This is a genomic window from Frederiksenia canicola, from assembly GCF_011455495.1.
Lineage (GTDB): Bacteria > Pseudomonadota > Gammaproteobacteria > Enterobacterales > Pasteurellaceae > Frederiksenia > Frederiksenia canicola.
This window is the reverse complement of the sequence record NZ_CP015029.1, coordinates 992,260-1,015,836: the sequence shown is the minus strand read 5'-3', so window position 1 is coordinate 1,015,836 and position 23,577 is coordinate 992,260. Positions and strand designations below refer to the sequence as shown.

Genomic DNA, 23,577 nt, shown 5'->3' with positions numbered 1-23,577 from the left:
TGCCCCCTTTGGTTACGATTTTTGTTCCGGCTTTTCGGCTTTCTGTTCATCTTGTTCAGGGTCGAATTTCACCACTGGCACGCAACTACGACATGCCCCATTATCGACACCTAAATCTTTACACAGTTGATTGTATTGTTCGATGAGTTTTTTAAACCAGCTTTTGTTTTCTTCAGCCATTCTATTCTCCTCATTTGCAGAATTTTACTAGGAAGTGACCGCTTGTGGCTTCACTACTTTTAATCGGTAGCGTCTGTCCATCATACACAACAAGCCGCCCAATGCCATAAACAAGCCGCCGAGCCAGATCCAGCGGATAAACGGTTTGTAGTATAACCGCAAGCCCCATGAGCCGTCATCTAAGCGTTCGCCAAGGGCTGCGTACAGATCGCGAGTGAAGCCCCAGTCAATTGCTGCTTCAGTCATCCCCATTTTACTGACATTGTAGAACCGTTTTTCCGCGTGTAAGGTTGCTTCATATTTGCCGTTTTGGGTGATTTCAATATCTGCCGTCCCACCAATATAGTTTTGCCCATTGCTGTCGCGTATCCCTTTGAATGTAAAGCTATAATCAAGAATTTGAGCCGTATCTCCCACCTTCATTCTCACGTCTTTTTCAATGCTGAAGTTTTGGCTAAAGGCAATACCAAACACCGTCATCGCCACCCCTAAGTGAGCTAACACCATTCCCCAGTGGGAGCGGGAAAGTTTGAAAATGCCCGTCCAAAAGGGGTGACGGTGGGTCGCTCGTTGGTGCAGTTCATATAGGCTTAATGCCACAATAATCACCGCCATCATGGTGCCAAGCACGACACTGACAGTAATCACATCGGCAAACAGATACGGCAAGCCAACGCCGAGCACAATCATTACCGCAAGGCTCATCAGCACGGGTTTACGGATGCTAGAGACTTGATCTCGTCGCCATTTCACCAACGGCCCTATGCCCAATAAAAAGGCAAATGGCACCATTAAAATCATAAACATTTGATCGAAGAAAGGCGCTCCGATAGAAATCGTGCCAAGCCCGATCTGCTTATGGATCAACGGTAAAATCGTACCGAGAAAGACCACAGATAAAAACGCCATCAACAACACATTGTTGAGTAGCAGCACACTTTCCCGTGAATAGCGTTCGTAATTATCTAAACTTTTGATTTTGCTGCCTTGATAGGCGTAAAGTAGCAATGATCCACCGATGATTACCACCAAATACGCTAAAATGTACAAACCTCGCGTTGGATCGGAGGCGAAAGCGTGTACCGATACTAAAATACCCGAACGCACCAAGAAAGTACCGAGTAGACAAAGCGAAAAGGCCAAAATGGCAAGTAATACTGTCCATGCTTTGAAAGTACTGCGTTTTTCGGTTACCGCTAATGAGTGGATTAACGCCGTACCTGCAATCCAAGGCATTAGGGAGGCATTTTCCACAGGGTCCCAGAACCACCAGCCTCCCCAACCTAGTTCATAATAGGCCCACCACGAACCTAACACGATACCAAGAGTTAAAAAGACCCACGCAGCCATGGTCCAAGGGCGAGACCATCTTGCCCAGGCCGTGTCTAATCGCCCTGTCATCAAAGAAGCGATCGCAAAGGCAAATGCCACCGAAAATCCCACATAGCCCATATAAAGCAGTGGCGGGTGAAAAATCAACCCAACATCTTGCAGCATTGGATTAAGTTCTTTTCCATCGGCCGGAAAGTTCGGGAAAGTGCGGTCAAACGGGTTAGACGTGAAGATCATAAACACCAAAAAGCCGATGCTCACCAACCCCATCACGCCCAACACTCTCGCGACCGCCTCTTCAGGCATCTGGCGAGTAAAGGCCGCCACCGCTACTGCCCATAGCGAAAGTAGCCAGCCCCACAATAGCAATGAACCTTCGTGCGATCCCCACACAGCAGACAAGCGGTATTGCAGCGGCAGTAAACTATTCGAGTTATTTACCACATACTGCACGCTGAAATCGTTCACCGCAAATAAATAGAACAACGAACCGAATGCGACGCTAAGCGATAAAAATACCGCCCACGTCATCGGTCGAGCTAGTAAAATCAAGCTTTGATTGCCTTTTGCCGCCCCCACAAGCGGTAAGATTGCCAATAATATTGACAACGCCAAGCTCAAGGCAAGGGCATAATTTCCAAGTTCTGCAATCATTTTTTATCCTCGATTTGCATCCGATCCCGTTCGGATTGTCCTTTCAAATCGCCTTCAGAGATCCCCATTGGCTGATGCTGTTTTTTCATCTGATCATTAAGCTCTGGTGGCATATAATTTTCATCGTGTTTCGCTAACACTTCGGTTGCTCGCAGTTTGGTCGGTTCAATCAATACGCCCTGTGCCACAATGCCCTGCCCCTCACGAAACAGATCTGGCAAAATGCCTTCATATTCCACTTGGATCGCAGGCCCGATATCGTTTAATCCAAATTCGACTTTTAAGCTCTTTTTATCACGCTTTACCGAGCCCTCAACCACCATTCCACCAACCCGAATACGTTGCCCCACTTCCGGTTTCGTTTTCGGATCGTTTTCTTTGCCATAGACAATTTCACTTGGTGTATAGAAAAGATCGATGTTTTGGCTTAACGCATACAATGTCAGCCCAGCGGCCACCGCAACACCCGATAAAATGGCTAATACCGCTTTCAGTCTTGATTTACGTCTTGGATTCATATTCACTCCGAAAATAGAAAATCGCCCTAAAAAGTTGAGCGAAAAAATCGGGATTAGTGTAACAAAAAAGCAAAGAGTAATCGCCTATCTGTTTAATAAATCCATTACATATTGTTCAACAATATGCCAAAAGTTTGACTATCTTCAAACTTTTGGTAGACGTCAAAAATGTGAGATGAAAATTAAAGGAGCAAGCGGTCAGTTTAGCTCTACATTTTGCAAATTTTTTGCTGGATCCGACCGCTTGTAAACGCGTAAATTAATTAATTCCAATCCAATTCGGCAGAGCCATTGAAATGGCTGGAATATAAGTAATAAAAATAAGGAATGTGAGTAAGAGTAATAACCACGGCATCGCAGCTTTAATCACCTCTGTCAATGGCATTTTTGACACCGCTGAAGCGACGAATAAGTTCAAGCCAATTGGCGGGGTAATCAAACCGATTTCCATATTCACCACCATAATGATCCCTAAGTGAATCGGGTCAATACCGAGTTGCACTGCAATTGGGAACAGAATCGGAGCCAGGATCAAAATAATCGCCGACGGCTCCATAAAAGCCCCCGCAATCAATAAGATCACATTGACAATGATTAAGAATGTCCATGGCTGTAATTCCCATTTCAATACCGTTTCAGTAATCAGTTGTGGGATCTGTTCCGTGGTCAACACGTGAGCAAAAAGCATGGCATTTGCGATGATAAACATCAACATCACACTCAGTTTTGCTGAGTCTAGTAATACACGTGGGCATTCGCTTAGTTTGACATCTTTATAGATAAAGACCGCAACAAAGAAAGAGTAAACTGCCGCAACGGCCGCGGCTTCTGTTGGCGTAAAAATACCACTGTAAATGCCACCTAAAATGATCACCATGAGCAGTAGGCCCCAAATAGCCTTACGCCCCGCTCTTAACCACTCTTTGACGGTTGCTCTTGGCTGTGCAGGTAATTTTTTGATGCGGGCAACGATATAAATGGCGACCATCAACGCAACGCCAAGTAATAACCCTGGTACAACCCCTGCCATAAATAAACGACCCACCGAAGTTTCCGTGGCGGCAGCATACACCACCATCACCACAGAAGGCGGAATTAAAATACCGAGCGTACCCGCGTTACAGATGATCCCGGTACCAAAACCCACTGGGTAGCCAGAACGCACCATTCCCGCAATCGCGATCGAGCCAACTGCGGCAACCGTTGCAGGACTTGAGCCAGAAAGTGCCGCAAATAGCATACAAGAAAGTACCGCCGCAATGGCTAACCCCCCCGAATATGTCCAACCGTCGCATTGGCAAAGTCAATTAAACGTCTTGCCACGCCGCCCGTTGTCATAAATGCACCTGCAAGCAAGAAGAATGGGATGGCGAGTAAAGTATAGTGTTCTGATGTTTCAAAAAGCTTGATTGCCAAAGAACTTAATGAGTCTTGGCTAAATAGCATAATCGTCACTGCCCCTGACAACCCCAATGAAATCGCAATCGGCACGCCAATGAACATCAATAAAAAGAGTAACGCAAATAGCACTAAAATGGTCATTTTTCTTCTCCTTGTGCGAGTTTCAACGCATCTTCACTTTCATCTGCTAAGCCAAGATTCGTTTGCTTACCTTGCCAAATACGGATCAAAATTTGTAAAAAGCGAATTGAAATTAACGCATAGCCAAGTGGCATAATGAGCCCCACTTGCCATAATTTGATATTGAAATGATGCAAATCATCAGCCCCAATATCTGTCACGAACATGGCATAAATCCATTCATAACTCGCATAACCGATGAGTAAGCCATAGGCTAAACACGCAAAACCTGCGACTAAACTGACCGCTTGTTGTCCTGACTTAGACAATCTTTTCACCAAGACATCAACGCCAATATGCCCAGCGGTACGCACACCATAAGACGCACCAAAGAAAATCAACCAGCCGAAACAAACTTTAGTAACCGCCACACTCCATGTCATATCTTGTGCTGTGGTCATAATAAATTCACCAATAGGCTCTGCTACAGCAGCAGTGCTTGGAAATTTCTCTGCAAGGTCAAAAAAAACGTTATATAAATTATTAAAAACAACATAAAAAAACGTGACGAGTGTCATCACCATTAAGAGAATCGCGATGAAGCACTCTTCAAAACGCTCCCAAAACCATTTTAAAGCAGCCATTTTCACTCCTAAAAACAACAAAAGTGCGGACAGAATTCACACTGCCGCACTCAATTTACGTCAAAAGATGAGATTATTTTTTGTTTGAGGCTTCAGCAGCTTGGATTAACTCTTTACCAATTGCATCCTCAAACTGTTTCCAAACGGGACGAACCGCTTCACGCCATTTTTCACGCTGTTCTGGCGTTAATGTGATAATTTGAGATGAACCAGAGTCGATAATTTTTTGCTTATCGCCAAGGTTAAGTGCATGTGATTGTTTATTCACTTCTACAGAAACTTCATCAAGAATTTTGCTTAATTCAGTACGAATATCTGCTGGTAAACCGTTCCAGAATTGCGTATTCACAATCACCATATAAGAGAGTAGGCCGTGGTTAGATTCGGTAATGAATTTTTGTACTTCATGTACTTTTTGTGAATAAATGTTTGAGTATGGGTTTTCCGCCCCGTTCACAACCCCTGTTTGTAACCCTTGATACATTTCACCAAATGCCATTTTACGCGGAATCGCTTTCAATGCTTTGAATTGAGCATCTAACACTTCTGACGCTTGCACACGGAACTTCAAGCCACGGGCATCTTTTGGCTCACGCAATTCCTTGTTCGCAGAAAGTTGTTTTAGGTCATTGTTCCAATAGCCAAGACCTGTAATTCCCTTGCTTTCCATTGAACGAAGAAGTGATTTACCTGCTTCGCTTTGCTCAAAACGTTGAACCGCTTCAATATCATCAAACAAAAACGGCAAATCGAAAATTTGGATTTTTGATGTGTATTTATCAAATTTTGCCAAAGATGGCGCCAACATTTGTACATTGTTGAGCAACAATGCCTCCATTTCTTTACCATCACCATAAAGTGAGGAGTTTGGATAGACTTCCACTTTCACCTTGCCTGCTAAACGTTCGTCCACCAATTTTTGGAACATCAAAGCACCTTGACCTTTTGGTGTTTCATTTGCAACAACGTGCGAGAATTTAATCACAATCGGATCTGCCCATGCAGAAAAAGAAAGTGTTGCGGTAAGTGCTAATGCACCGACTAACTTTTTAAAATTGTTATGTAACATGGTGTTTGCCTCACTGAAATAAGTTAGGGAGAAAAGACAGGCGGTAATTTGCCCGATTTTCTAAAAAAGTAAACATTCTTGTTACAAAAATTTGACATACTTCTCATTTTTTTCCAACCTTCACAAAAAAGTCGGTCACAAGCGGTCAGTTCCATTGAGAATTTTGCAAAGGTTGTTTACACTCTTGCCAGTTTCATTCTTTGAGGAATAATTTTGAACGAATTGATTTTCACCCTTGAACCACAAGATAATGCCCGATTGCAATCTTTATGCGGTGCATTTGATGAGAATTTGGCATTAATTGAAAAAAGTTTCAATTTAATCATTGCCCGCCATGCATTTACTTTCACCTTACAACCTGCCGAAGAAAATCACTATTCCCACAGCGTTTTACACAACAGTGCCAAACTCATTCAGCAGCTTTACAGCGAAACTGCACCAATTAAAGGTAAAATTAAAGAATTAGATTTAGAAAATGTGCATCTTGCCATTCAAGAAAGCCGAATGTTATTACAAGGGCAATGGCAATCGTCAGGGCACGAAATTGCGATTAAAACCAAACGTGGGGTGATCAAACCGCGTGGCGAACATCAGCAAGCCTATTTACGCAATATTTTGAGTCACGACATCAGCTTTGGAATTGGACCTGCAGGAACGGGAAAAACCTTTTTAGCCGTAGCAGCTGCGGTGGAATCACTCGAACGCCAAGAAATTCGCCGCATTTTACTCACCCGCCCTGCGGTGGAGGCAGGCGAAAAACTCGGTTTCTTGCCTGGAGATTTAGGGCAAAAAATTGAGCCTTATTTACGCCCTTTGTACGATGCGTTATTTGAAATGCTCGGCTTTGAACGTGCCCAAAAATTGATGGAGCGAAATGTGATTGAAATTGCACCACTTGCCTATATGCGTGGACGAACACTCAATGATGCCTTCATTATTTTAGACGAAAGCCAAAACACCACCACCGAACAGATGAAAATGTTCTTGACTCGCATCGGTTTTAACTCAAAAGCAGTGATTACAGGTGACGTGACCCAAGTTGATTTGCCTCGGAACACCAAATCTGGCTTGAAACACGCAATGGAAGTATTAAAAGACGTGCCCGATTTGAGCTTCAACTACTTCGATAGCCAAGACATCGTGCGTCACCCTGTGGTGGCAAAAATCGTCCAAGCCTACGACATTTGGGAAGCCGCAGACGAGCAGCGTAGAGAAGAACGCCGTTTAGCCAAATTAGAAGCCGAACAGCAGAAAATCTTAGAACAGGCTGAACAGCTTTAACAGCAAGCGGTCAGTTTCTGGCAACATTTTGCAAATAACTGACCGCTTGTTACAGTACGATGCTACTTTTCTACGGTTTCTTTTTAGGCTGTGCAATTCCTTGGTGTTTTTCGATGTAGCCTTTTGCATTATTTTTGAAGAAAAACGGCACAAGAATCAATAGCAAAATCAATACCGTGCCTACAATCATCACAGTAATAGCATTTTTTTTAAGATCTTCGGGAGTAATGAGTGTGTATCCCCACAAATCTGCTAAAAAATAAGCTCCGATCGATAAAACAATCAGCACTACAATCGTTCCAATAATGTATTTCATTTTTTAAATTTAAAGAATTAAGTGAAAAATTCAAAAACTACATTTTTCTTAAGATTTCTTGCTTCTTAAGCTCGAAATCTTCCGAAGTGATGATGTTTTCGTCCAGCAAGATTTTTAGTTTACGAAGCTGTTCGGCAGCATCGGCACTTCCTTTGGTCAGAGTAGTCTCGGTTTGTTCGTTGAACTTTTTACCAATTTCCATACCCACACCAAATTGAAGCCCTGCACCAGCCAGCCCGCCTTCATTACGAGCCGCATCGCGTAAAGCACGCAGTTTTTCCAATTCTACATAATCCAATCCCGCTTGCTGAGCCGCTTGTACATCGGCAGCCACATCGGCAACACGCCCAATACGCTCTTGGGTTGCTTCATCAAATTGCGTTCCTACAATACGAAAATCCGTGAGTGCTAGCCCTAAATTTTGATATTCGTCACTGATCTTTAAGGAGATATCACGGGCAATGTCGTGAATTTTTCCGTCAATTTCAATGTAGGAATACCGCTTTTCATGAATGATTTCAGCAATAAGTTGCGGAATGCGTTCGGCTACGGATTGGCTCATTGTTTCAGCCATAAATTCATCGGTTTCGCCGATAATTTCCGTGTAAAAATGTTTAGGATTGGCAATTTTGTATGAAAAATTGCCGTTTACCCCCAATTCCACAGGGATTTTATAAGTACTATCGATGAATTTAATTGGGCTTGGTGTCCCCCAACGCTGATTGAGAATCTGTGCCTTACGGAAAAAATAAATTTTGAGCTTGTGTTCACTTTCAAAACTCTGACGCAATTTGGTAAGCGTAGTGATAAACGGATGGTTGTCGGTTTTGAGATTATAAATCCCCTCTTCTTCGATGATTTCCACCAAAGCCCCTTCGTACACCAAAGCACAGCCTTGTGCGGGAGCGATAATAAGTTTGCTGGCATTAATAACTTCATCGCGTTTTAATGGATATTTCCACCAAATTACATTCGGTTTCGGATTTTTCCACTCAATGACAGCGGAAAGTTGATTGCTAAAAATGTTGAGTATGCCCATAATAATTTGATTTTACCTTTGCGTTAATGCTTCTCTAAGCTCAAGCTCCTCTAAGTTTCCTTCTTTTGTGTTTAGCAGGAAAATACCGTGGAGCGTTATTAAATAACCGTCTTTTGTTTTAGCAACATAATCATCTCTCAGATAATCCATGTCTTTACGTTGTAAGGTAAATTTTACCTCGCCCGTCTGTGCATCAAGCCCTTGGAAAAAGTAGGGACTGCCTTCTGCCAACTCGTATTTGAAAAGGATAAACACCTCATTTTCATCGTAATGCAATACTTCAGGTTTTAAATAAGTTCGCTCAGGAGTAAAATTTTCATAAGACGTAACTCGTGACTCTTTGTCTATATACAACCCCTTTTTACTCCAACGCAAATAAAGCCACTTATATGGATACCCCATTTGCCCTTGTGTTTTTACTTTAAAAAGCCCAGGCAGTTTATCTTCCACGCCTTCGTCTTTAGAAAGAGATGCTTTTGAAAAAGCAAATCGAGTTACCTCCTGTGGTGCTGTCGGAGATTCTAAAATAGCACGGTTTACTTCTGCATAAGCGTCCTCACGAAATGCCTTATTCATCATTGGAAAATAATAATATTCTTTACCCAAGTTGTTGGTGATGCGAAGTGAATTTTGGTAAGCACTGTTTGTTTCTACCTTGGCAAATCCTTTGTCGAATTCAGGCAATCGGATGCTTTGCGGTGTTATTTCGTTGATGCTCAATGTTTTTTCATCTAACAAAAACAAACGATTTTCATTGATTACAACATAGGTTTTGCCTTCGTCCATTTTTTTCCAACGAACTTTGAGCACTTTTTCTATCTCAATCGGTACCGCGGCAATTTCTTTGAAGGTTTTGGCGTAAAAAAAGCCAAAAGTAGGCTTGTAGATTTCGTTAGGATGATTACCAGAAATAATATCGCCCACCGCTATGGCAATCGGTTCGCCCTCTTTGTTGGCGGTGGGGATAACTGCCTCAATATCCCAATAGGATTTGTTTGCTTGAACAGTAGCAGGAGAATAGGTTGATTTAGATGGCAGCAATGAGATGACCATCATTATCAGAAAAAATACGGCAATTCCGATACCTAACAATTTGAGTGTTTTTAGGTTTTTAATCGAAATTTGGGGTGTATCGTAGGTATGTCGATGATTGATATTTATATCATCGCTATCGATAAAAAACGCAGAATTACAGCTATTACAACGGTAATAATCAGGTTTGGTTTCGGTAGCTTGTGTTGCACCACATTGCGGACACTTAATGGGTTTTATTCGTTTTGCCATTTGTAAAACTGTCCTTTTACAGCACTCCCCGTTTTTATCACTATTTATTGTCTAATGTATTGATTTGCTCGATAAAATCTTCATTAAACTCGATTTTTGCTCGCTCGCGTAAATCCTGCACAAGATTATAACGCAACACAAGGCGATCAGCTTGATTGAACTGGGCTTCAAGCGGTTTGAAGTCTTCTACTTTTCCATCTTCCACTTTATCTAAGCCAACAATAATCACATCGCCTTCTGCATTGCGTGCCACTTGATAAGCCGTTTTATCCTTAGGCCTTGCCATTGAAAAAATAGTTTTGGTTAACACGGGATGAGTAATTTGTGCTTCAGCAAAAACTAACGTTTGCTCTGGAGCAAAACTTACCGCCTGTGCGTTGCCCTCTTGCAAGGCTTTTACTTGCTCTTCTGCTTTCGCTAATAATGCTTTTTCCGCTTTTTCACGTTTTACTGCACGTTCAACGGCAACTTTCGCTTCGTCAAAGGTTTGATTACTTTGAGCCTTGTAGTCACTTACACGAACAAACATCGTTTCTATATGGTTGCCATTGGTTAAATCAATCGCATCGGAATTTTGTCCATTTTGACGTAATTCACCGTCGAATAGCACTTTTAACACTTTATCGTGGTTCAATACTGCAGGTACACTATCACGACTAAATGCTTCCGTTTTTTCGACTTTAACATTGCCTAATTGTGCAACACTTTCAAGTGAGCCACTACTTTCAAAAGCTTTGTTTGCCATTTCACGAGTAACTGCTGAATATTCCGTTGCCACTAACTCATGACGAATAATGTTGGCAATTTGCTCTTTCACATTCTCGACTGGCACTATATTTTCAGGCTTACGCTCTAACACTTTGATGATGTGGAATGCACTATCCACTTTCACTGGCTGACTGACTTGCCCTGCTTGTAAGCCGTTTAATGCCTCTTCAAAGGCTTTCGGGAAAGTACCTGCTTTCGCCCAACCAAGTTCACCGCCTTGTACCGCAGACAATTTATCCGCTGATTTTTCTTTGGCTAAGGCAGCAAAATCGCCACCTGCGTTAAGTTGTTGAGCAATTTCATTTGCTGTATTTTCATCAGCCACTTGAATATGTGCAATTTTCGCTTCGCCTTGGGTAACAAATTGAGAACGATTGGTTTGGTAGTAAGTGTCAATCTGCTCCGGGGTAATTTGGATCCGAGACGCTAAATCTTTTGGCGTAATACGAACATATTCAACCGTTAATTTTTCAGGATTGATAAACTCTGCTTTATGTGCATCATAGTAAGTTTGCAGTTCTTCGTTAGAGGCAACTTGAGTGTCTGTTTCTTTTGCCAATGAATGCGTCGCTAAACGCACTGAACGCTTTTGAAGCAACAATTTTGCTAACTGTTCTTGCTGTACTGGTACCGTAAAATAACTATCCACAATACCTTCTTGCAGTTGCGAAAAAAGCACACCTTCATAAACGATGGAAGCATATTGATCCGCACTGATATTATTGTTACGCAATAGTTGCTGATAAAGTGCGTTATCAAACTTACCATCCTTTTGGAAATTCGGCGAATTCACAATTTCAGACTTGATTTGATTAACACTTACGCCCAATTTCAGTTGCTTGGCATATTGACGAAGCAATTCATCTTCAATTAAACCGTTTAAAATCGACTGGTTAAACTGTTTGTTGTATTCTGGGTTGTCTAGTAAATCCCAAAAACGCTCACCTAACTGAGCATTCATCGCATTTTGTTGGCGGTTTTTTGCTTGGCTAAAGGCGTATTGTGAAATTTCTTCGCCATTGACTTTCACCGCTGAGGTATCTGCTCGTAAAAAACCGGTTCCGATCCCACCAAGCACGAAGGATACCGACACTAATGCAAAAATAATTTTAAAAGCAAGACTGCTGCTCTTATCGTGCATTTTTTCAATCATTGTGATGTTCCTAACATAAAAAAATTGTGCCGATTATACTGAAAACTCCCTTTTTCTCCAATTTGAATTTTTGCAAAAAATCTTAAGGAACTGACCGCTTGTTAAAATGATAAATGCTGTAAGACAAACATGTAAGTGGCGATCAGCAACAAAATGATGCCAAGTAATTTACGAGTAAGGTCTGGTTGCAATTTGCCTTTCACTTTCATTGACACAAAACTCGTGAAAAAAGAGCTTAAAACGACCAAGGCAGCCACCGAAAAGTTGATGTAGCCTAGCTGCCATGAGTTATCCAATTGTAATTCAGGTGTTTTCGTTACATAGCCATACATATTGCCAAGCCCACCTATCACCATCATGTAGTTAGAATAGACCGCAATTTGATGCGGCTTCACGCTTTTAAGCTGTGCAATCAGAGGAGCCATCACTGACCCGCCGCCAATCCCCGTCATTCCTGCCACGGTTCCGCCAAATAGACAAAGAAAAATGCCTTTTGGCAACTCACAAGCGGTCAGATTCTCACTATATTTTGCAGTGTTGTAAAAACATAATGTTCGAATAGCAAGCAGTAAAAGCGTGATAATAAACACTCCGATAATAATATTTTTCGGCAAGTAAAAGCTGCTTTCAAAGCCAATTTGAGCACCAATCAACATGCCTACCGACCAAACCAACATTGCTTTATAGCTAATTTGAATATGTTGCCGATAAAAATAGTAGAGATTGATTAAGGCCGTTCCCATCACAATGGTGAGGGAGGTTGCGGAGATCATTTGAAAAGGTAAGTCAGGAAAAAGTGTGCTTAACACGGGTACAATCAATACCCCACCACCAATGCCAAATAACGCTGACATGAAATTTGCGAGAATGCCACAAGCAATTAAAATTAAGATGAGAGATAGGCTCATAATTCCCCCTTTCATTATTGGGTGCTAATTATGGCAATGTTGTTTGGGCTTTATTTATGATCATTCTCATATTTTGAGAAATTTTCTGAAATGTGATCAAGATCACTTTAACTCTATGATTATTATCATAATCACAAAGTAAATAATCATACTATGCTTAAAAACATTCTAATTGTGGTTTATTTAGAATAGGACTTTATAAGGAGCGTTTAGCAGTAATCAAGGATAGATGAATTATAGATAACGTACGGGAGGACTATATGTTTTTAACCATAGTCAGTTTTTTAATCGTCACAGGCTTGGTGGCAGGGGTTTCTTGGTATAAAACCAGAAACGATGATTTAACAACTTCTAAGGGCTATTTCTTGGCAGGACGTGGGTTAAGTGCCGTTGTCATCGGCTGCTCAATGGTGCTTACCTCACTTTCTACCGAACAGTTAATCGGAGTGAATGCAAACTCTTATGCAGGCAACTTCTCAATTATTGCATGGACAGTTCAATCCGTTATACCGCTCTGTTTCTTAGCTCTCTATCTACTTCCAAAATATATCCGCAACGGATATACCACTATTCCAGAATTTTTTGAAAACCGTTTTGACCGTCAAACTCGCTTGATTATGTCGACACTTTTCTTAATTTTCTATCTTTTTATCGTGATTCCAACCGCACTTTATACGGGGGCAATCGCCTTTAATAAAGTGTTTAACTTAGAAACTTTATTCGGTTTAAGTTACGGTCAAGCCATTGTTTATACTGTTATCACTATCGGGATCGTAGGAGCAATTTATGCGATTTTCGGTGGATTGAAAGCAGTTGCGGTGTCAGATACTTGGAATGCCGTGTTGTTGGTAATCGGAGCGTTGCTCGTGCCCATTTTCGCCTTGAGCTATTTGGGTAACGGCAGTATTTCCGAAGGGTTCCACATTATTACCACGACACATGTTGAGAAGTTCAATGCTATCGGTAGTGCTACCGATGCAGTACCTTGGCCAGCTATGTTTACAGGAATTTTAATCGTAAACTTCTTCTACTGGACGACCAACCAAGCAATTGTTCAACGTGCCTTAGGTGCGAGAGATTTAAAGGCGGGCCAAAAAGGAATCTTAATTGCCGCATTATTCCTACTTTTACTTCCAATCATTCTTAATTTACCGGGTTTATTGAGTTTCCATATTCTTGGAGAAGGTTTAAAACCAATTGATGCGTCTTATCCACAATTAGTCAATAAAGTACTGCCAACCGCATTACAAGGCTTCTTCGTTGCAGCGTTATTCGGTGCAGTATTGAGTACCTTCAACTCATTCTTAAACTCTGCAGCAACTATTTTCTGTAAAGACTTATTACCATCCATCAGCAAAAAAGAACGTACGGATACGGAACTCATTCGCTTTGCAAAACAAGTCTCTGCCGTTATGGCGGTGGTAACCATTATTATTGCACCGTTATTGATGTTCGGTACAGACGGTATCTTCCTTGTCACTAAACGTTTTGCAGGCTTTGTGAACATTCCTATCGTGGCACTCTTTGCCGTTGGCTTATTCAACAAAACCGTATCTGGTTTAGCTGCACGTATTGCCTTGCTTGCTCACGTTATCCTTTACTTCTGCATCGTTTGGGTATTCCAAGTAAAATGGAACTTTGTGTATGTAATGGCGTGCTTGTTCGTATTTGATGTGGTGTTAATGTTAGTGTTAGGTCAATTCCTCAAACGCGAAACACCGTATGAAGACAACACCGTAAACCACGCTAATGTGGATTTAACTAACTGGGAATACGCAAAAGTAACCGTTGCATCCTTAGTATTAGGTTTAGTCACACTTTATGCCATTTTATCACCGCTGGGTTTAGCCTCACCAGAAGGCAACGCCACCTTAATTTTAGGTGTATGGGCAGTACTACAAGTGATTATAATTGCGGTATTAGGTCGTAAACAAAAGGCGTAAATTATGAATAACATTATCTATATTCTGTTAGATCAGGTTCGTAAGGATATGTTGGGGACTTATGGACATCAGATAGTGAAAACCCCAAATTTAGACCGACTAGCGAAAGATGGTATTCGTTTCAATAATGCGTTCACGCCCGCTTCGGTGTGTGGACCCGCTCGCACATCGCTGTTCACAGGGTTAATGCCGTCTAGCCACGGCATTATCAAAAATGGCGAAAAAGGTGGCACAGGCGAAATCAGCCAAACTGCCCCAAACATTGCCAACTTGAAAGGCTACAATGCTTATGTAGTGGGTAAATGGCATGTTGGTACTAAATCTGTGCCTGAAGATTATGGCATTAAAGGGCATAATTTCGACGGTTATGGCTATCCAGGTAGTGGGGTATATAAAAATTTGGTGTTCAACCAACCACCAACACACTCAAACCGCTATAAAGAGTGGTTAGAAGAAAAAGGGTACGAAGCCCCAACGGTAAGCAAAGCCTACTTTGGTGATAATCCCCATTTGCGAGTGCAGGAGCTATGCGGTTTATTGTCTGGCACGCGAGAAGAAACTATTGAGTATTTCATCATTGATGAAGCCAAACGCTACATCACAGAATCTTTGTCGGAGGGAAAACCGTTCTTTGCGTGGATCAACTTCTGGGGACCACATACTCCATGCGTTGTGCCAGAGCCTTACTACTCAATGTACGATCCGAAAGACATCGTTCTAGATAAAAGCTTTTTCCAACCGCTTGAAGATAAACCAAATCACTTTCGCACCATTTCAAAAATGTGGGGAATGTGGGAAGCAAGCGAAGAGCGTTGGCGTGAAGTGATCTCAAAATTCTGGGGCTACATCACAATGATCGACGATGCTATCGGCGAGCTGTTTACCTTCTTAGAAGAAAACAATCTGTACGATAACACCTTCCTTGTTGCTACTGCCGACCACGGCGATGCCATGGGAGCACATCGAATGATTGAAAAAGGTGAGTTTATGTTTGAAAGCACCTACAACATTCCGTTGATTATCAAAGATCCGAAGTCAGATCGCGTCAATCAAGTGGACGACAATTTGGTCTATTTGCACGATTTAACCTCCACCGTTTTCGACATCGCAGGGCAAAAAGTGCCCGAAGCTTTCCAAGGTGAAACCATTCTGCCGATCACCCGCCAGAATCAACCGAACGACCGCAAAGGCTTGCTCGGTCAGCTTGCAGGACATTTTGTCTATTTTGAGCAACGAATGTGGCGACGTAAAGATTACAAATTAGTGTTTAATGCCACGGATCTGTGCGAACTCTATGATATTCGCCAAGATCCTGAAGAAATGCACAATTTGTTCTACGACGACCGCTATCGTGAAATCAAAAAAGAGATGTTAGAAGAAATGCGTGCCGAGATGAAACGCTTGAATGATCCTCTCGAAAACTGGGTGTATCGGATCATTGATGAAATCTAAATGTGCATTTGCAAAATCTTGATAAAAACTAACCGCTTGTTTGTCAGTGACACAAGCGGTCATTTTCTTCAAATTTTTTGCAAATATACTTAGAATACTGCCTCACGTTGACATAATTATGGAGAGTTCAATGGAAATGAATTTAACCCCCGATCTGCTTAATGCCTGTAAACTCACTCATCTCCATCCCCTTTCAAAAGGCATGAGCATTTACAAACAAGGAGAAACCGCTAAGGAGTTTTATTTCATTCAAAACGGTTTAGTTGGCTTATATCACACTTTGGATAACGGCAAAGAGAGCTTAGTAAGGTTGTACCAGACAGGTGAATATTTTGGCTACCGAACACTATTTGGTGATAGCCAATATCACTGTAATGCTAAAGTGTTGGTTGAAGCGGAAATTATCCGTATCAAACCCGATGACATCAATCAATTTTTCCTTGAAAACCCCATCGTCAGCAAGATGCTACTGCAAACAATCGCCAACGAATTGCGTGATGCAGAGCAACGACTCGCTAAAAGTGCCTATCTACGTACCTTGGATCGTGTCATCGACAGCATCTATTTTCTTACCCAACACTTCCCCTATTATAATTGGACTTATCGTGAAATTGCTGAATACGCAGGCTGCGAAACTGAAACTGCGATCCGCATTGCTAACGAATTAAAACGAAATGGCTTGCTAACTGATGTGCTGATTCACAAACACAAGTAGTCGTTAAAATGATGTGAATTTTTATACGGCATCTAAAAATTAGTTTATAATCCGCCACTTTCGTGACACTTCAATTCTAAGGACGCCCTATGGGAATTTACGCCTATATCTGTTTTCTCTCGGCGTTGTCGATTTTACTTGGCTTTATCACCAGCAAAATCAGCGACAAAGTCCAATCCACTATTGCGATTACTGCTTCAGCGATGGTCGGATCATTACTGCTTCTTTTCTTTGGTTGGCTTGGTTGGTTTAACATCGGCAGCGTTGCTAAAGACGTGATGGAACAAGTTGATTTTAATAGCTTTTTATTAAATGGCATTTTAGGTTTCTTACTTTTTGCAGGATCACTTGGCATCAAATTACCAGTTCTCAAAGATCAAAAATGGGAAATCACCATTTTCGCATTATTCTCCACAACGACCTCCACCTTTTTTATCGGCGGTGCCGTTTACGCCATCAGCAATCTCATCGGCTTGCCGATTGATTTCATCTACTGCTTACTGTTTGGTGCGTTAATTTCACCAACGGACCCCATCGCCGTATTAGCCATTATCAAAAACTTGCGGGCGCCAAAACGCTTATCAATGCAAGTGGAAGGCGAATCGTTATTCAACGATGGTGTGGGCTTGGTGGTCTTTATCACTATTTTCGCGGTGGCATTTGGTGGGCAAGAAGCCAGTTTTTCCAGCATTCTAGGCTTGTTCTTACACGAGGCAATCGGCGGAATTTTACTCGGCTTCGTGCTCGGGTTCATCGCCCATATACTGATTTCATCCACCGATGACGGTAGTATGGAAATTTTGCTTACCCTCACTATTCCAACCGCAGGCTTTATGTTGGCGAACAACGTGTTACACGTTTCAGGAGCATTAGCAATGGTAGTTTCAGGGATTATGATCGGCAACTGGACACGCCATTCAGGCTTCTCAGAGCAAAGTCAACGTTATCTTGATCACTTCTGGGAAATGATCGACCACTTCTTAAACTTCTTGCTGTTCTTCTTAATCGGCTTTGCATTGTTACTGGTGGATTTCAACATCTACGGCATCATTTTGATGATCGCTGCAATTCCAATCTGCTTAGCTTGCCGCTATGCCAGTTTATGGCTACCGTTTAAACTCTTGCAACGTGTCCGCACATATAACCCATACACATTGAAAATTATGACTTGGGGCGGCTTGCGTGGTGGTTTGGCATTAGCAATGGCGTTAGCCATTCCAGCCAAAACCGCCTATGTGAATGACATTGATGTGAAAGATTTAATTCTAGTGATGACCTATTCTGTGGTGATGTTCTCCATTCTCGCCCAAGGTACCACCATTGAACCGATTATTCGCAAAGCAAAAACCGTTGATCCAAACAAAGAGGAATATTTGCAACCAACAGGGCAAATAAATAAACACTAGATTTGCAAAAAATCACACAAAAGTGACCGCTTGCAAGATAAAGGCATTGAAATCTCGTCTCTTTACCTTTAGAATTTGCAACTTCGTGTCGTAGCTGAATTAGAGATCGGCTATTGATGAATATTCACTCAACCTTTTAGGAGTAAAAAATGTCTCTAAGCGTAGAAGCAAAAGCAAAAATCGTTGCTGAATTTGGTCGTGATGCAAAAGATACTGGTTCTTCAGAAGTGCAAATCGCACTTTTAACTGCACAAATCAACCACTTACAAGCACACTTTGCAGAGCACAAAAAAGATCACCACGGTCGTCGTGGTTTATTACGTATGGTTTCACGCCGTCGTAAATTATTAGACTACTTAAAACGTACTGATCTTGCTAAATATTCTGAAACTATCGCACGTTTAGGTTTACGTCGCTAATTTCAAATTTAGAAAACCGAGCCAAATGGCTCGGTTTTTTTATATTCCGTGGACCACAAGCGGTCAGTTCCTGAGATAATTTTGCAAATAAAAAAGCACCCGAAGGTGCTTTTTAGTTTTAAATCTAATTATAAACTTTCTGTAAAAGTACGAGTAATTACATCACGTTGTTGCTCTGGTGTTAATGAGTTGAAACGCACGGCGTAGCCAGAAACGCGAATGGTTAATTGTGGGTATTTTTCTGGGTTTTTCACCGCATCTTCCAACGTTTCACGGCGTAATACGTTCACATTTAAGTGCTGACCGCCTTCCACTTTAATTGTTGGGGCAACGTTTACTGGCACTTCACGGTATGCAATTTCACCTAACGCATCAATTGCAACCACTTGGTCTTCTGCGAAGTCGCCTTTTGCAACTAAGCAACGTGCTTCATTTTTCTCTTCATCTAATAACCAAAATGAATTTAATAGGTTATGATTAGCAGATTGAGTGATTTGAATACCTTTGATCATGGGGAACTCCTGAGATTATTAAAAAAGTTTAAAGTTTCAAAAAATTTTGAGTATTCTAACAACTCATCAAGAAAAAGCGAGAAAAAGTTGCTTATTTTTTGTTTAAATTGCATTCAAAGAACAAATTTTGAGCACTTTTAACATTTTACAACCGTCAATTTACCTATTGCTAACAAGGATAGATATGAAAACCTGGAAAGAGGCCATTGGAGAAGAAAAATCACAACCGTATTTTCAAGCTATTTTGCACACCATTCATCAAGAACGACTGGCAGGGAAAACCATTTATCCTCCGCAGAATGAGGTGTTTAGTGCTTTTTCATTAACGGAATTTGAGCAAGTGAAAGTGGTAATTTTAGGCCAAGATCCTTATCATGGCCCGAATCAAGCCCATGGTCTCTCCTTTTCGGTTAAACCCAACATCGCTCCACCGCCGTCATTACTCAATATGTATAAAGAGCTGTCCCAAGATGTTGGCTTTCAAATTCCACAACATGGTTATTTAATCGACTGGGCAAAACAGGGCGTTTTGATGCTCAATACGGTGCTCACGGTTGAACAAGGAAAAGCACATTCACATGCGAATATTGGTTGGGAAAGGTTTACCGATAAAGTGATTGCTCAATTGAATCAACACCGTGAGCATTTAGTTTTTCTGCTTTGGGGCAGCCATGCACAGAAAAAAGGGCAATTTATCGATCGCAATCGCCATTGCGTACTAACCGCCCCCCATCCTTCGCCTCTTTCGGCTCATCGAGGTTTTTTTGGTTGTCGCCATTTTTCTAAAGCGAATGCGTATTTACGCCAACATCATCTCACCGAAATCAATTGGCAATTACCCCTATCGCTCTAACAAAAAATGCTTGAGATAACTCAAGCATTTTTAATCAGTATTCCAACACGTCTTTCAACAACTCAACGGCCAGAAACGCCAAGCTGAAACACTGTTCATCTGCTACACTCCAGAATTGTACGCTGTTATCGCTTTTTGCGAGTAGTTGGCTAATTTGCAATCCGTTTGACTCTTCATTCTCACCATTTTTGACTGCGGTAATCACCTCATTTTCGTGGAAATCAATCCACTCTTGTGATTGCCAGAACTGGCTCATTTCATGGGTATCTAACGGATATTCAGACTGCACGCTGATCATCTGTGAAATACCGTAAAATACGGGCACTTGCACAGAATGGAAGGTGACACAAGCGGTCAGATTCGGCAAAACTTTTGCAAGTTGTAACTCAAATGCTCGAGAAAAAGGCAAACTTGCCTCGTCACCTTGTACATTTGCAGGAACGGCATCAAATGCCACTCGTGGCTTTTCATCATCTAATGGAATACCGTTAAGCAACTGCGCGGTTTGCCCTGCTAACTCACGCACTTTCTCATCACCGAAATAGGCTGATGGCAATAAAGATGAAACAAAAATTTGCTGTAATGGCTTATCTAACAATGGCTTCAAGGCTAACGCTAACTGGCTGATTTGCGGGTTAGCTAACGCCACGATATTGCGTTCTCGAACATGGGCAACCGCTTCATTGTTCACACTCGGCACAACCACAGGCACATTGCCAATTAACGCCGTAATGCCGTAAAGATCTAGCACAATACAACCTGCTTGCACGGCTTTCGCTAACAGCTCTGCATTTGCCATTTTTCCCGCAAATAATACGTGGCTGAACTGCGACCAATCCACTTCATCAAGTGATAATTGAGGCACGGCTTTTGCTCCAAAACGCAAGTTATGCTCTTCGCCAAAACTCTCCAATTCCACGGCGGAAATCGCATCAATTGCTAAATTACATTGTTCTAAAGCATCTAATAATTTTTCAGCAAGTAAAAAATCAGCTGCAATTGCTAAATGGAAATTTGCCATTTTCGTTCTCTCTGTCAAAATAAGGCGTAAAAATTATGGTAATTCTACTCTTTTTTACCTAATGATGCGAAAAGAAAAAATATAAGGATACATCATGACCCCAGCAATCAACTTACTCAAAAAACAGAAAATACCTTTTAGCCTTCACCCTTATGAACATGATCCAAACAATACCCATTTTGGCTTAGAAGCGGTTGAAAAGCTGAATTTAGAGGCAAATCAGGTGTTTAAAACCTTGCTCATTGCTGAAAATGGCGATCAAAAAAAGCTCGCCGTTACAGTTATTCCTGTTGCGAAGATGCTCAATTTAAAACGTGCCGCACAAGCGTTAGGAGTGAAAAAAGCTGAAATGGCAGATAAAGACATCGCACAAAAAACGACAGGTTATTTGCTAGGTGGAATTAGTCCTCTAGGGCAAAAGAAACGCTTACCCACATTGATTGATAGCTCTGCTCAAGGCTTTGATCAAATTTATGTTTCTGGTGGCAAACGGGGGTTAGACATTGCACTCTCACCACAAGATTTAGCCACATTACTCAATGCCTCTTTTGCAGAGATCAGTGAATAACAAGCGGTCACTTCTGCCCCATTTTTTGCAAATGTGACCGCCAAATGATTTAGCTTAAATCGACGTTCTTCGTAGCAAACAAGTAAGTAGTGACAAATCCCGTAATATACGCCACGAGAGTACCAAATAGATAAACGCCCATTGCAGGGAAAATACCGCTGTTTGATGTCATTAATGGCACCGCCAACAAACCTGATGGGCCAAATACGGTATTTAACCCCATTGGGAAGCCGAGATAAGCAATCAGCCCGATTGTAAAACCGCCTGCAGCCCCACCGATACACGCAGTAATAAATGGTTTCACTCGTGGTAAAGTCACACCATAAATCAAAGGCTCACCAATCCCCAAGAAACCAGGAATAATTGCCCCTTTAATTTGCGAACGCAATAACGAGCCTTTATTTGCTTTGACATACAATGCCAATGCTGCCCCAACTTGCCCTGCACCAGCCATTGCCAAAATTGGGAAAAGGGCATTAAATCCTTGCGTTTCAACTAATGCAAAATAAACGGGAACAAAACCTTGGTGAATACCTAACATCACGGCTATCAAGAATAGCCCAGCTAATACTGCACTGCCAAATGGATTGCCGTTTAAATGGTTAAATAACCAAGACATTCCATCAAATAGCACTACGCCAATAGGCATAATGACCAAGAAAGTAAAACAACCCATGATGAGTAACGTAATAGTGGAGGTCAACACCATATCTAAGTTGTCTGGCACAAATTTTCTGACCCAATTTTCTACTTTTGCTCCCACAATGGCGGCAATCAACACACCAATAATATTGCCTCTTGGATCAATCGCTAAGCCGAAAAAGTCACTCAATCCTGAATAAATGCCTTTCGCATCAGGGTTGTAAGTCAGAATAAAGAAAGACGCTAAGATTGCCCCATTGACACCTGAACCACCAAAAGCTTTAGCCGCATTGTAACCAATCAAAATACTGAGAAAACTAAATAACCCCTTACTAAACACTTTCATATAATTAATCAGTGCGACTAAAGTTGTATTTGGTTCTGAAACGCCAGTGACAAATATTTGTTGTAATAAAGTGGCAATCCCAAGCAAAAGCCCCGCTGCAATAAAACCTGAAATGAGAGGCGTAAAAATCGTAGCGAATTTTGCGAAAAATTGTTGAATAGGATTCGTTTGTTGGGCTTTGATTTGTTGCTTATTTGCTCGTGAGACTTGAGCTAAAGATGGATGGCGTTGCAAATATGCCTTCATCATTTCAGCCGCTTTATTGGCTTTAGCAGGACCTAAAATAATTTGAATTTGTTCTTCTGCATTGACGACTCCTAATACTCCCTCAATGCCTTTTAGTTGCTGTTGAGCAACTAGGTCTGGATGTTGGACACTCACACGCAACCTTGTCATGCAATTTGTGACATTCTGAATGTTTTCATTTCCACCTAAATGTTCAACTAAACGTTGAATCATTGCCTCATTGATATGTGACATAGTGCCCTCCTATATATGAGTTTAAACACGATGAAAAAGCCTAATTGACACGAAGCACACTCGTATAATATTCATACAACACTAAACTGAAAAGCACGACTTGTTCATTTTGTGATCTCTATCACTATTTAGTCAATCTCCCAGCAGGCAAAACACACAACCCATACTTTCGCCTATTCTCAAGTTTGGGAGATTATGGTATAGTTCATACTTTAATAGTAGCGTATCATTCTCATCTCGTGTTTAGCTGAAAATGAACGTAGCCCACCAATTTCAAGATGGCAAAACAAGACTCAGATTGTATAACCCTTGATCTGTTCGAAAACCTGCCAAAAGTTGGGCGTCCCCGCACCAATCCGCTTAGTCGAGAACAACAGCTCCGCATCAATAAACGTAACCAGCTCAGACGAGATCGCTCATCTGGATTGCGACGTGTGGAACTCAAACTCCATTCGGATTTAGTTCTTGCTTTGGAAGAGCAAGCTATCGCAAAAGGGATTTCTCGCGGACAGTTAATAGAACAGATTTTAAATCATCACATCAATGTCTAACA

At 41.6% G+C, this 23,577-nt stretch carries 22 protein-coding genes and 1 pseudogene; 9 read left to right on the top strand and 14 right to left on the bottom strand.

Features of this window, described 5'->3' with window-relative positions:
• Positions 1–12 precede the first annotated feature (12 nt).
• From A4G17_RS04975 to A4G17_RS04950, 6 genes and pseudogenes are all read right to left on the bottom strand, one after another.
• Positions 13–180: a DUF5363 domain-containing protein gene (locus tag A4G17_RS04975; RefSeq protein WP_165894260.1), complete on the bottom strand. Its 168-nt coding sequence runs from the start codon at positions 178–180 to the stop codon at positions 13–15.
• A 27-nt stretch (positions 181–207) separates the two neighbouring features.
• Complete coding sequence (locus A4G17_RS04970) at positions 208–2,166, bottom strand: heme lyase CcmF/NrfE family subunit (RefSeq protein WP_123957175.1); 1,959 nt, start codon at positions 2,164–2,166, stop codon at positions 208–210.
• Positions 2,163–2,684: a cytochrome c maturation protein CcmE gene (gene ccmE / locus A4G17_RS04965; RefSeq protein WP_123957176.1), complete on the bottom strand. Its 522-nt coding sequence runs from the start codon at positions 2,682–2,684 to the stop codon at positions 2,163–2,165. The genes A4G17_RS04970 and ccmE overlap by 4 nt, the downstream gene beginning before the upstream one ends.
• A gap of 259 nt (positions 2,685–2,943) precedes the next feature.
• Positions 2,944–4,226 (bottom strand): annotated as a pseudogene (dctM, locus tag A4G17_RS04960) (C4-dicarboxylate TRAP transporter large permease protein DctM).
• The gene (locus tag A4G17_RS04955) at positions 4,223–4,849 is read right to left on the bottom strand and encodes a TRAP transporter small permease (protein ID WP_123957178.1); all 627 of its coding nucleotides are present in this window, start codon (positions 4,847–4,849) and stop codon (positions 4,223–4,225) included. The pseudogene dctM and the gene A4G17_RS04955 overlap by 4 nt, the downstream one beginning before the upstream one ends.
• A 73-nt stretch (positions 4,850–4,922) precedes the next feature.
• Positions 4,923–5,918 (bottom strand): TRAP transporter substrate-binding protein, encoded by a 996-nt coding sequence (locus tag A4G17_RS04950; RefSeq protein WP_123957179.1) that lies wholly within the window; start codon positions 5,916–5,918, stop codon positions 4,923–4,925.
• Between the two features lie 213 nt (positions 5,919–6,131).
• Between A4G17_RS04950 and A4G17_RS04945 the strand changes: the two genes are divergently transcribed.
• Positions 6,132–7,199: a PhoH family protein gene (locus A4G17_RS04945; RefSeq protein ID WP_123957180.1), complete on the top strand. Its 1,068-nt coding sequence runs from the start codon at positions 6,132–6,134 to the stop codon at positions 7,197–7,199.
• 70 nt (positions 7,200–7,269) lie between these two features.
• Here A4G17_RS04945 and A4G17_RS04940 read toward each other — a convergent pair whose 3' ends face one another.
• The 5 genes from A4G17_RS04940 to A4G17_RS04920 all read right to left on the bottom strand — a co-directional run bounded on the left by A4G17_RS04940 (position 7,270) and on the right by A4G17_RS04920 (position 12,667).
• On the bottom strand, positions 7,270–7,515 hold the full coding sequence (locus A4G17_RS04940) for an outer membrane assembly protein (protein WP_123957181.1): 246 nt from the start codon (positions 7,513–7,515) through the stop codon (positions 7,270–7,272).
• Positions 7,516–7,552: 37 nt separating this feature from the next.
• On the bottom strand, positions 7,553–8,554 hold the full coding sequence (locus A4G17_RS04935) for an SPFH domain-containing protein (protein WP_123957182.1): 1,002 nt from the start codon (positions 8,552–8,554) through the stop codon (positions 7,553–7,555).
• Between the two features lie 12 nt (positions 8,555–8,566).
• Positions 8,567–9,838 carry a hypothetical protein gene (locus A4G17_RS04930; RefSeq protein ID WP_123957183.1) on the bottom strand — a complete coding sequence of 424 codons (1,272 nt, stop codon included), beginning with the start codon at positions 9,836–9,838 and terminating at the stop codon, positions 8,567–8,569.
• 40 nt (positions 9,839–9,878) lie between these two features.
• Positions 9,879–11,759, bottom strand: coding sequence for a SurA N-terminal domain-containing protein (locus A4G17_RS04925; protein ID WP_123957184.1), 1,881 nt, complete (start codon positions 11,757–11,759; stop codon positions 9,879–9,881).
• A 101-nt stretch (positions 11,760–11,860) separates the two neighbouring features.
• A complete protein-coding gene (locus tag A4G17_RS04920; RefSeq protein ID WP_123957185.1) occupies positions 11,861–12,667 on the bottom strand; it encodes a sulfite exporter TauE/SafE family protein in 807 nt (268 codons plus the stop codon).
• A 260-nt stretch (positions 12,668–12,927) separates the two neighbouring features.
• Between A4G17_RS04920 and A4G17_RS04915 the strand changes: the two genes are divergently transcribed.
• The 5 genes from A4G17_RS04915 to rpsO all read left to right on the top strand — a co-directional run bounded on the left by A4G17_RS04915 (position 12,928) and on the right by rpsO (position 18,602).
• The gene (locus A4G17_RS04915) at positions 12,928–14,610 is read left to right on the top strand and encodes a solute:sodium symporter family transporter (protein ID WP_123957186.1); all 1,683 of its coding nucleotides are present in this window, start codon (positions 12,928–12,930) and stop codon (positions 14,608–14,610) included.
• A gap of 3 nt (positions 14,611–14,613) precedes the next feature.
• A complete protein-coding gene (locus A4G17_RS04910; protein WP_123957187.1) occupies positions 14,614–16,062 on the top strand; it encodes a sulfatase family protein in 1,449 nt (482 codons plus the stop codon).
• A 130-nt stretch (positions 16,063–16,192) separates the two neighbouring features.
• A complete protein-coding gene (locus tag A4G17_RS04905; RefSeq protein WP_123957188.1) occupies positions 16,193–16,777 on the top strand; it encodes a Crp/Fnr family transcriptional regulator in 585 nt (194 codons plus the stop codon).
• An 89-nt stretch (positions 16,778–16,866) separates the two neighbouring features.
• Positions 16,867–18,183, top strand: coding sequence for a cation:proton antiporter (locus A4G17_RS04900; RefSeq protein ID WP_123957189.1), 1,317 nt, complete (start codon positions 16,867–16,869; stop codon positions 18,181–18,183).
• A 149-nt stretch (positions 18,184–18,332) separates the two neighbouring features.
• The gene (rpsO, locus tag A4G17_RS04895) at positions 18,333–18,602 is read left to right on the top strand and encodes a 30S ribosomal protein S15 (RefSeq protein WP_005597777.1); all 270 of its coding nucleotides are present in this window, start codon (positions 18,333–18,335) and stop codon (positions 18,600–18,602) included.
• Positions 18,603–18,730: 128 nt separating this feature from the next.
• Here the strand turns inward: rpsO and grcA are convergent, their stop codons facing one another.
• Positions 18,731–19,114, bottom strand: a complete 384-nt coding sequence (gene grcA / locus A4G17_RS04890; RefSeq protein ID WP_123957190.1) for an autonomous glycyl radical cofactor GrcA — start codon at positions 19,112–19,114, stop codon at positions 18,731–18,733.
• Positions 19,115–19,298: 184 nt separating this feature from the next.
• Here grcA and ung point away from each other — a divergent pair, with 184 nt between their 5' ends.
• Entirely contained in the window at positions 19,299–19,967 is a 669-nt protein-coding gene (gene ung, locus A4G17_RS04885) for a uracil-DNA glycosylase (RefSeq protein WP_123957191.1), read from the top strand.
• Positions 19,968–20,001: 34 nt separating this feature from the next.
• Here the strand turns inward: ung and A4G17_RS04880 are convergent, their stop codons facing one another.
• Complete coding sequence (locus A4G17_RS04880; RefSeq protein ID WP_123957192.1) at positions 20,002–20,988, bottom strand: oxidoreductase; 987 nt, start codon at positions 20,986–20,988, stop codon at positions 20,002–20,004.
• Between the two features lie 94 nt (positions 20,989–21,082).
• Here A4G17_RS04880 and ybaK point away from each other — a divergent pair, with 94 nt between their 5' ends.
• Positions 21,083–21,556, top strand: a complete 474-nt coding sequence (ybaK, locus tag A4G17_RS04875) for a Cys-tRNA(Pro)/Cys-tRNA(Cys) deacylase YbaK (protein ID WP_123957193.1) — start codon at positions 21,083–21,085, stop codon at positions 21,554–21,556.
• 49 nt (positions 21,557–21,605) lie between these two features.
• Here the strand turns inward: ybaK and murP are convergent, their stop codons facing one another.
• On the bottom strand, positions 21,606–23,024 hold the full coding sequence (murP, locus tag A4G17_RS04870; protein WP_123957194.1) for a PTS N-acetylmuramic acid transporter subunit IIBC: 1,419 nt from the start codon (positions 23,022–23,024) through the stop codon (positions 21,606–21,608).
• Between the two features lie 278 nt (positions 23,025–23,302).
• Here murP and ybfE point away from each other — a divergent pair, with 278 nt between their 5' ends.
• Positions 23,303–23,575, top strand: a complete 273-nt coding sequence (ybfE, locus tag A4G17_RS04865) for a LexA regulated protein (RefSeq protein WP_123957195.1) — start codon at positions 23,303–23,305, stop codon at positions 23,573–23,575.
• Positions 23,576–23,577: the final 2 nt, after the last annotated feature.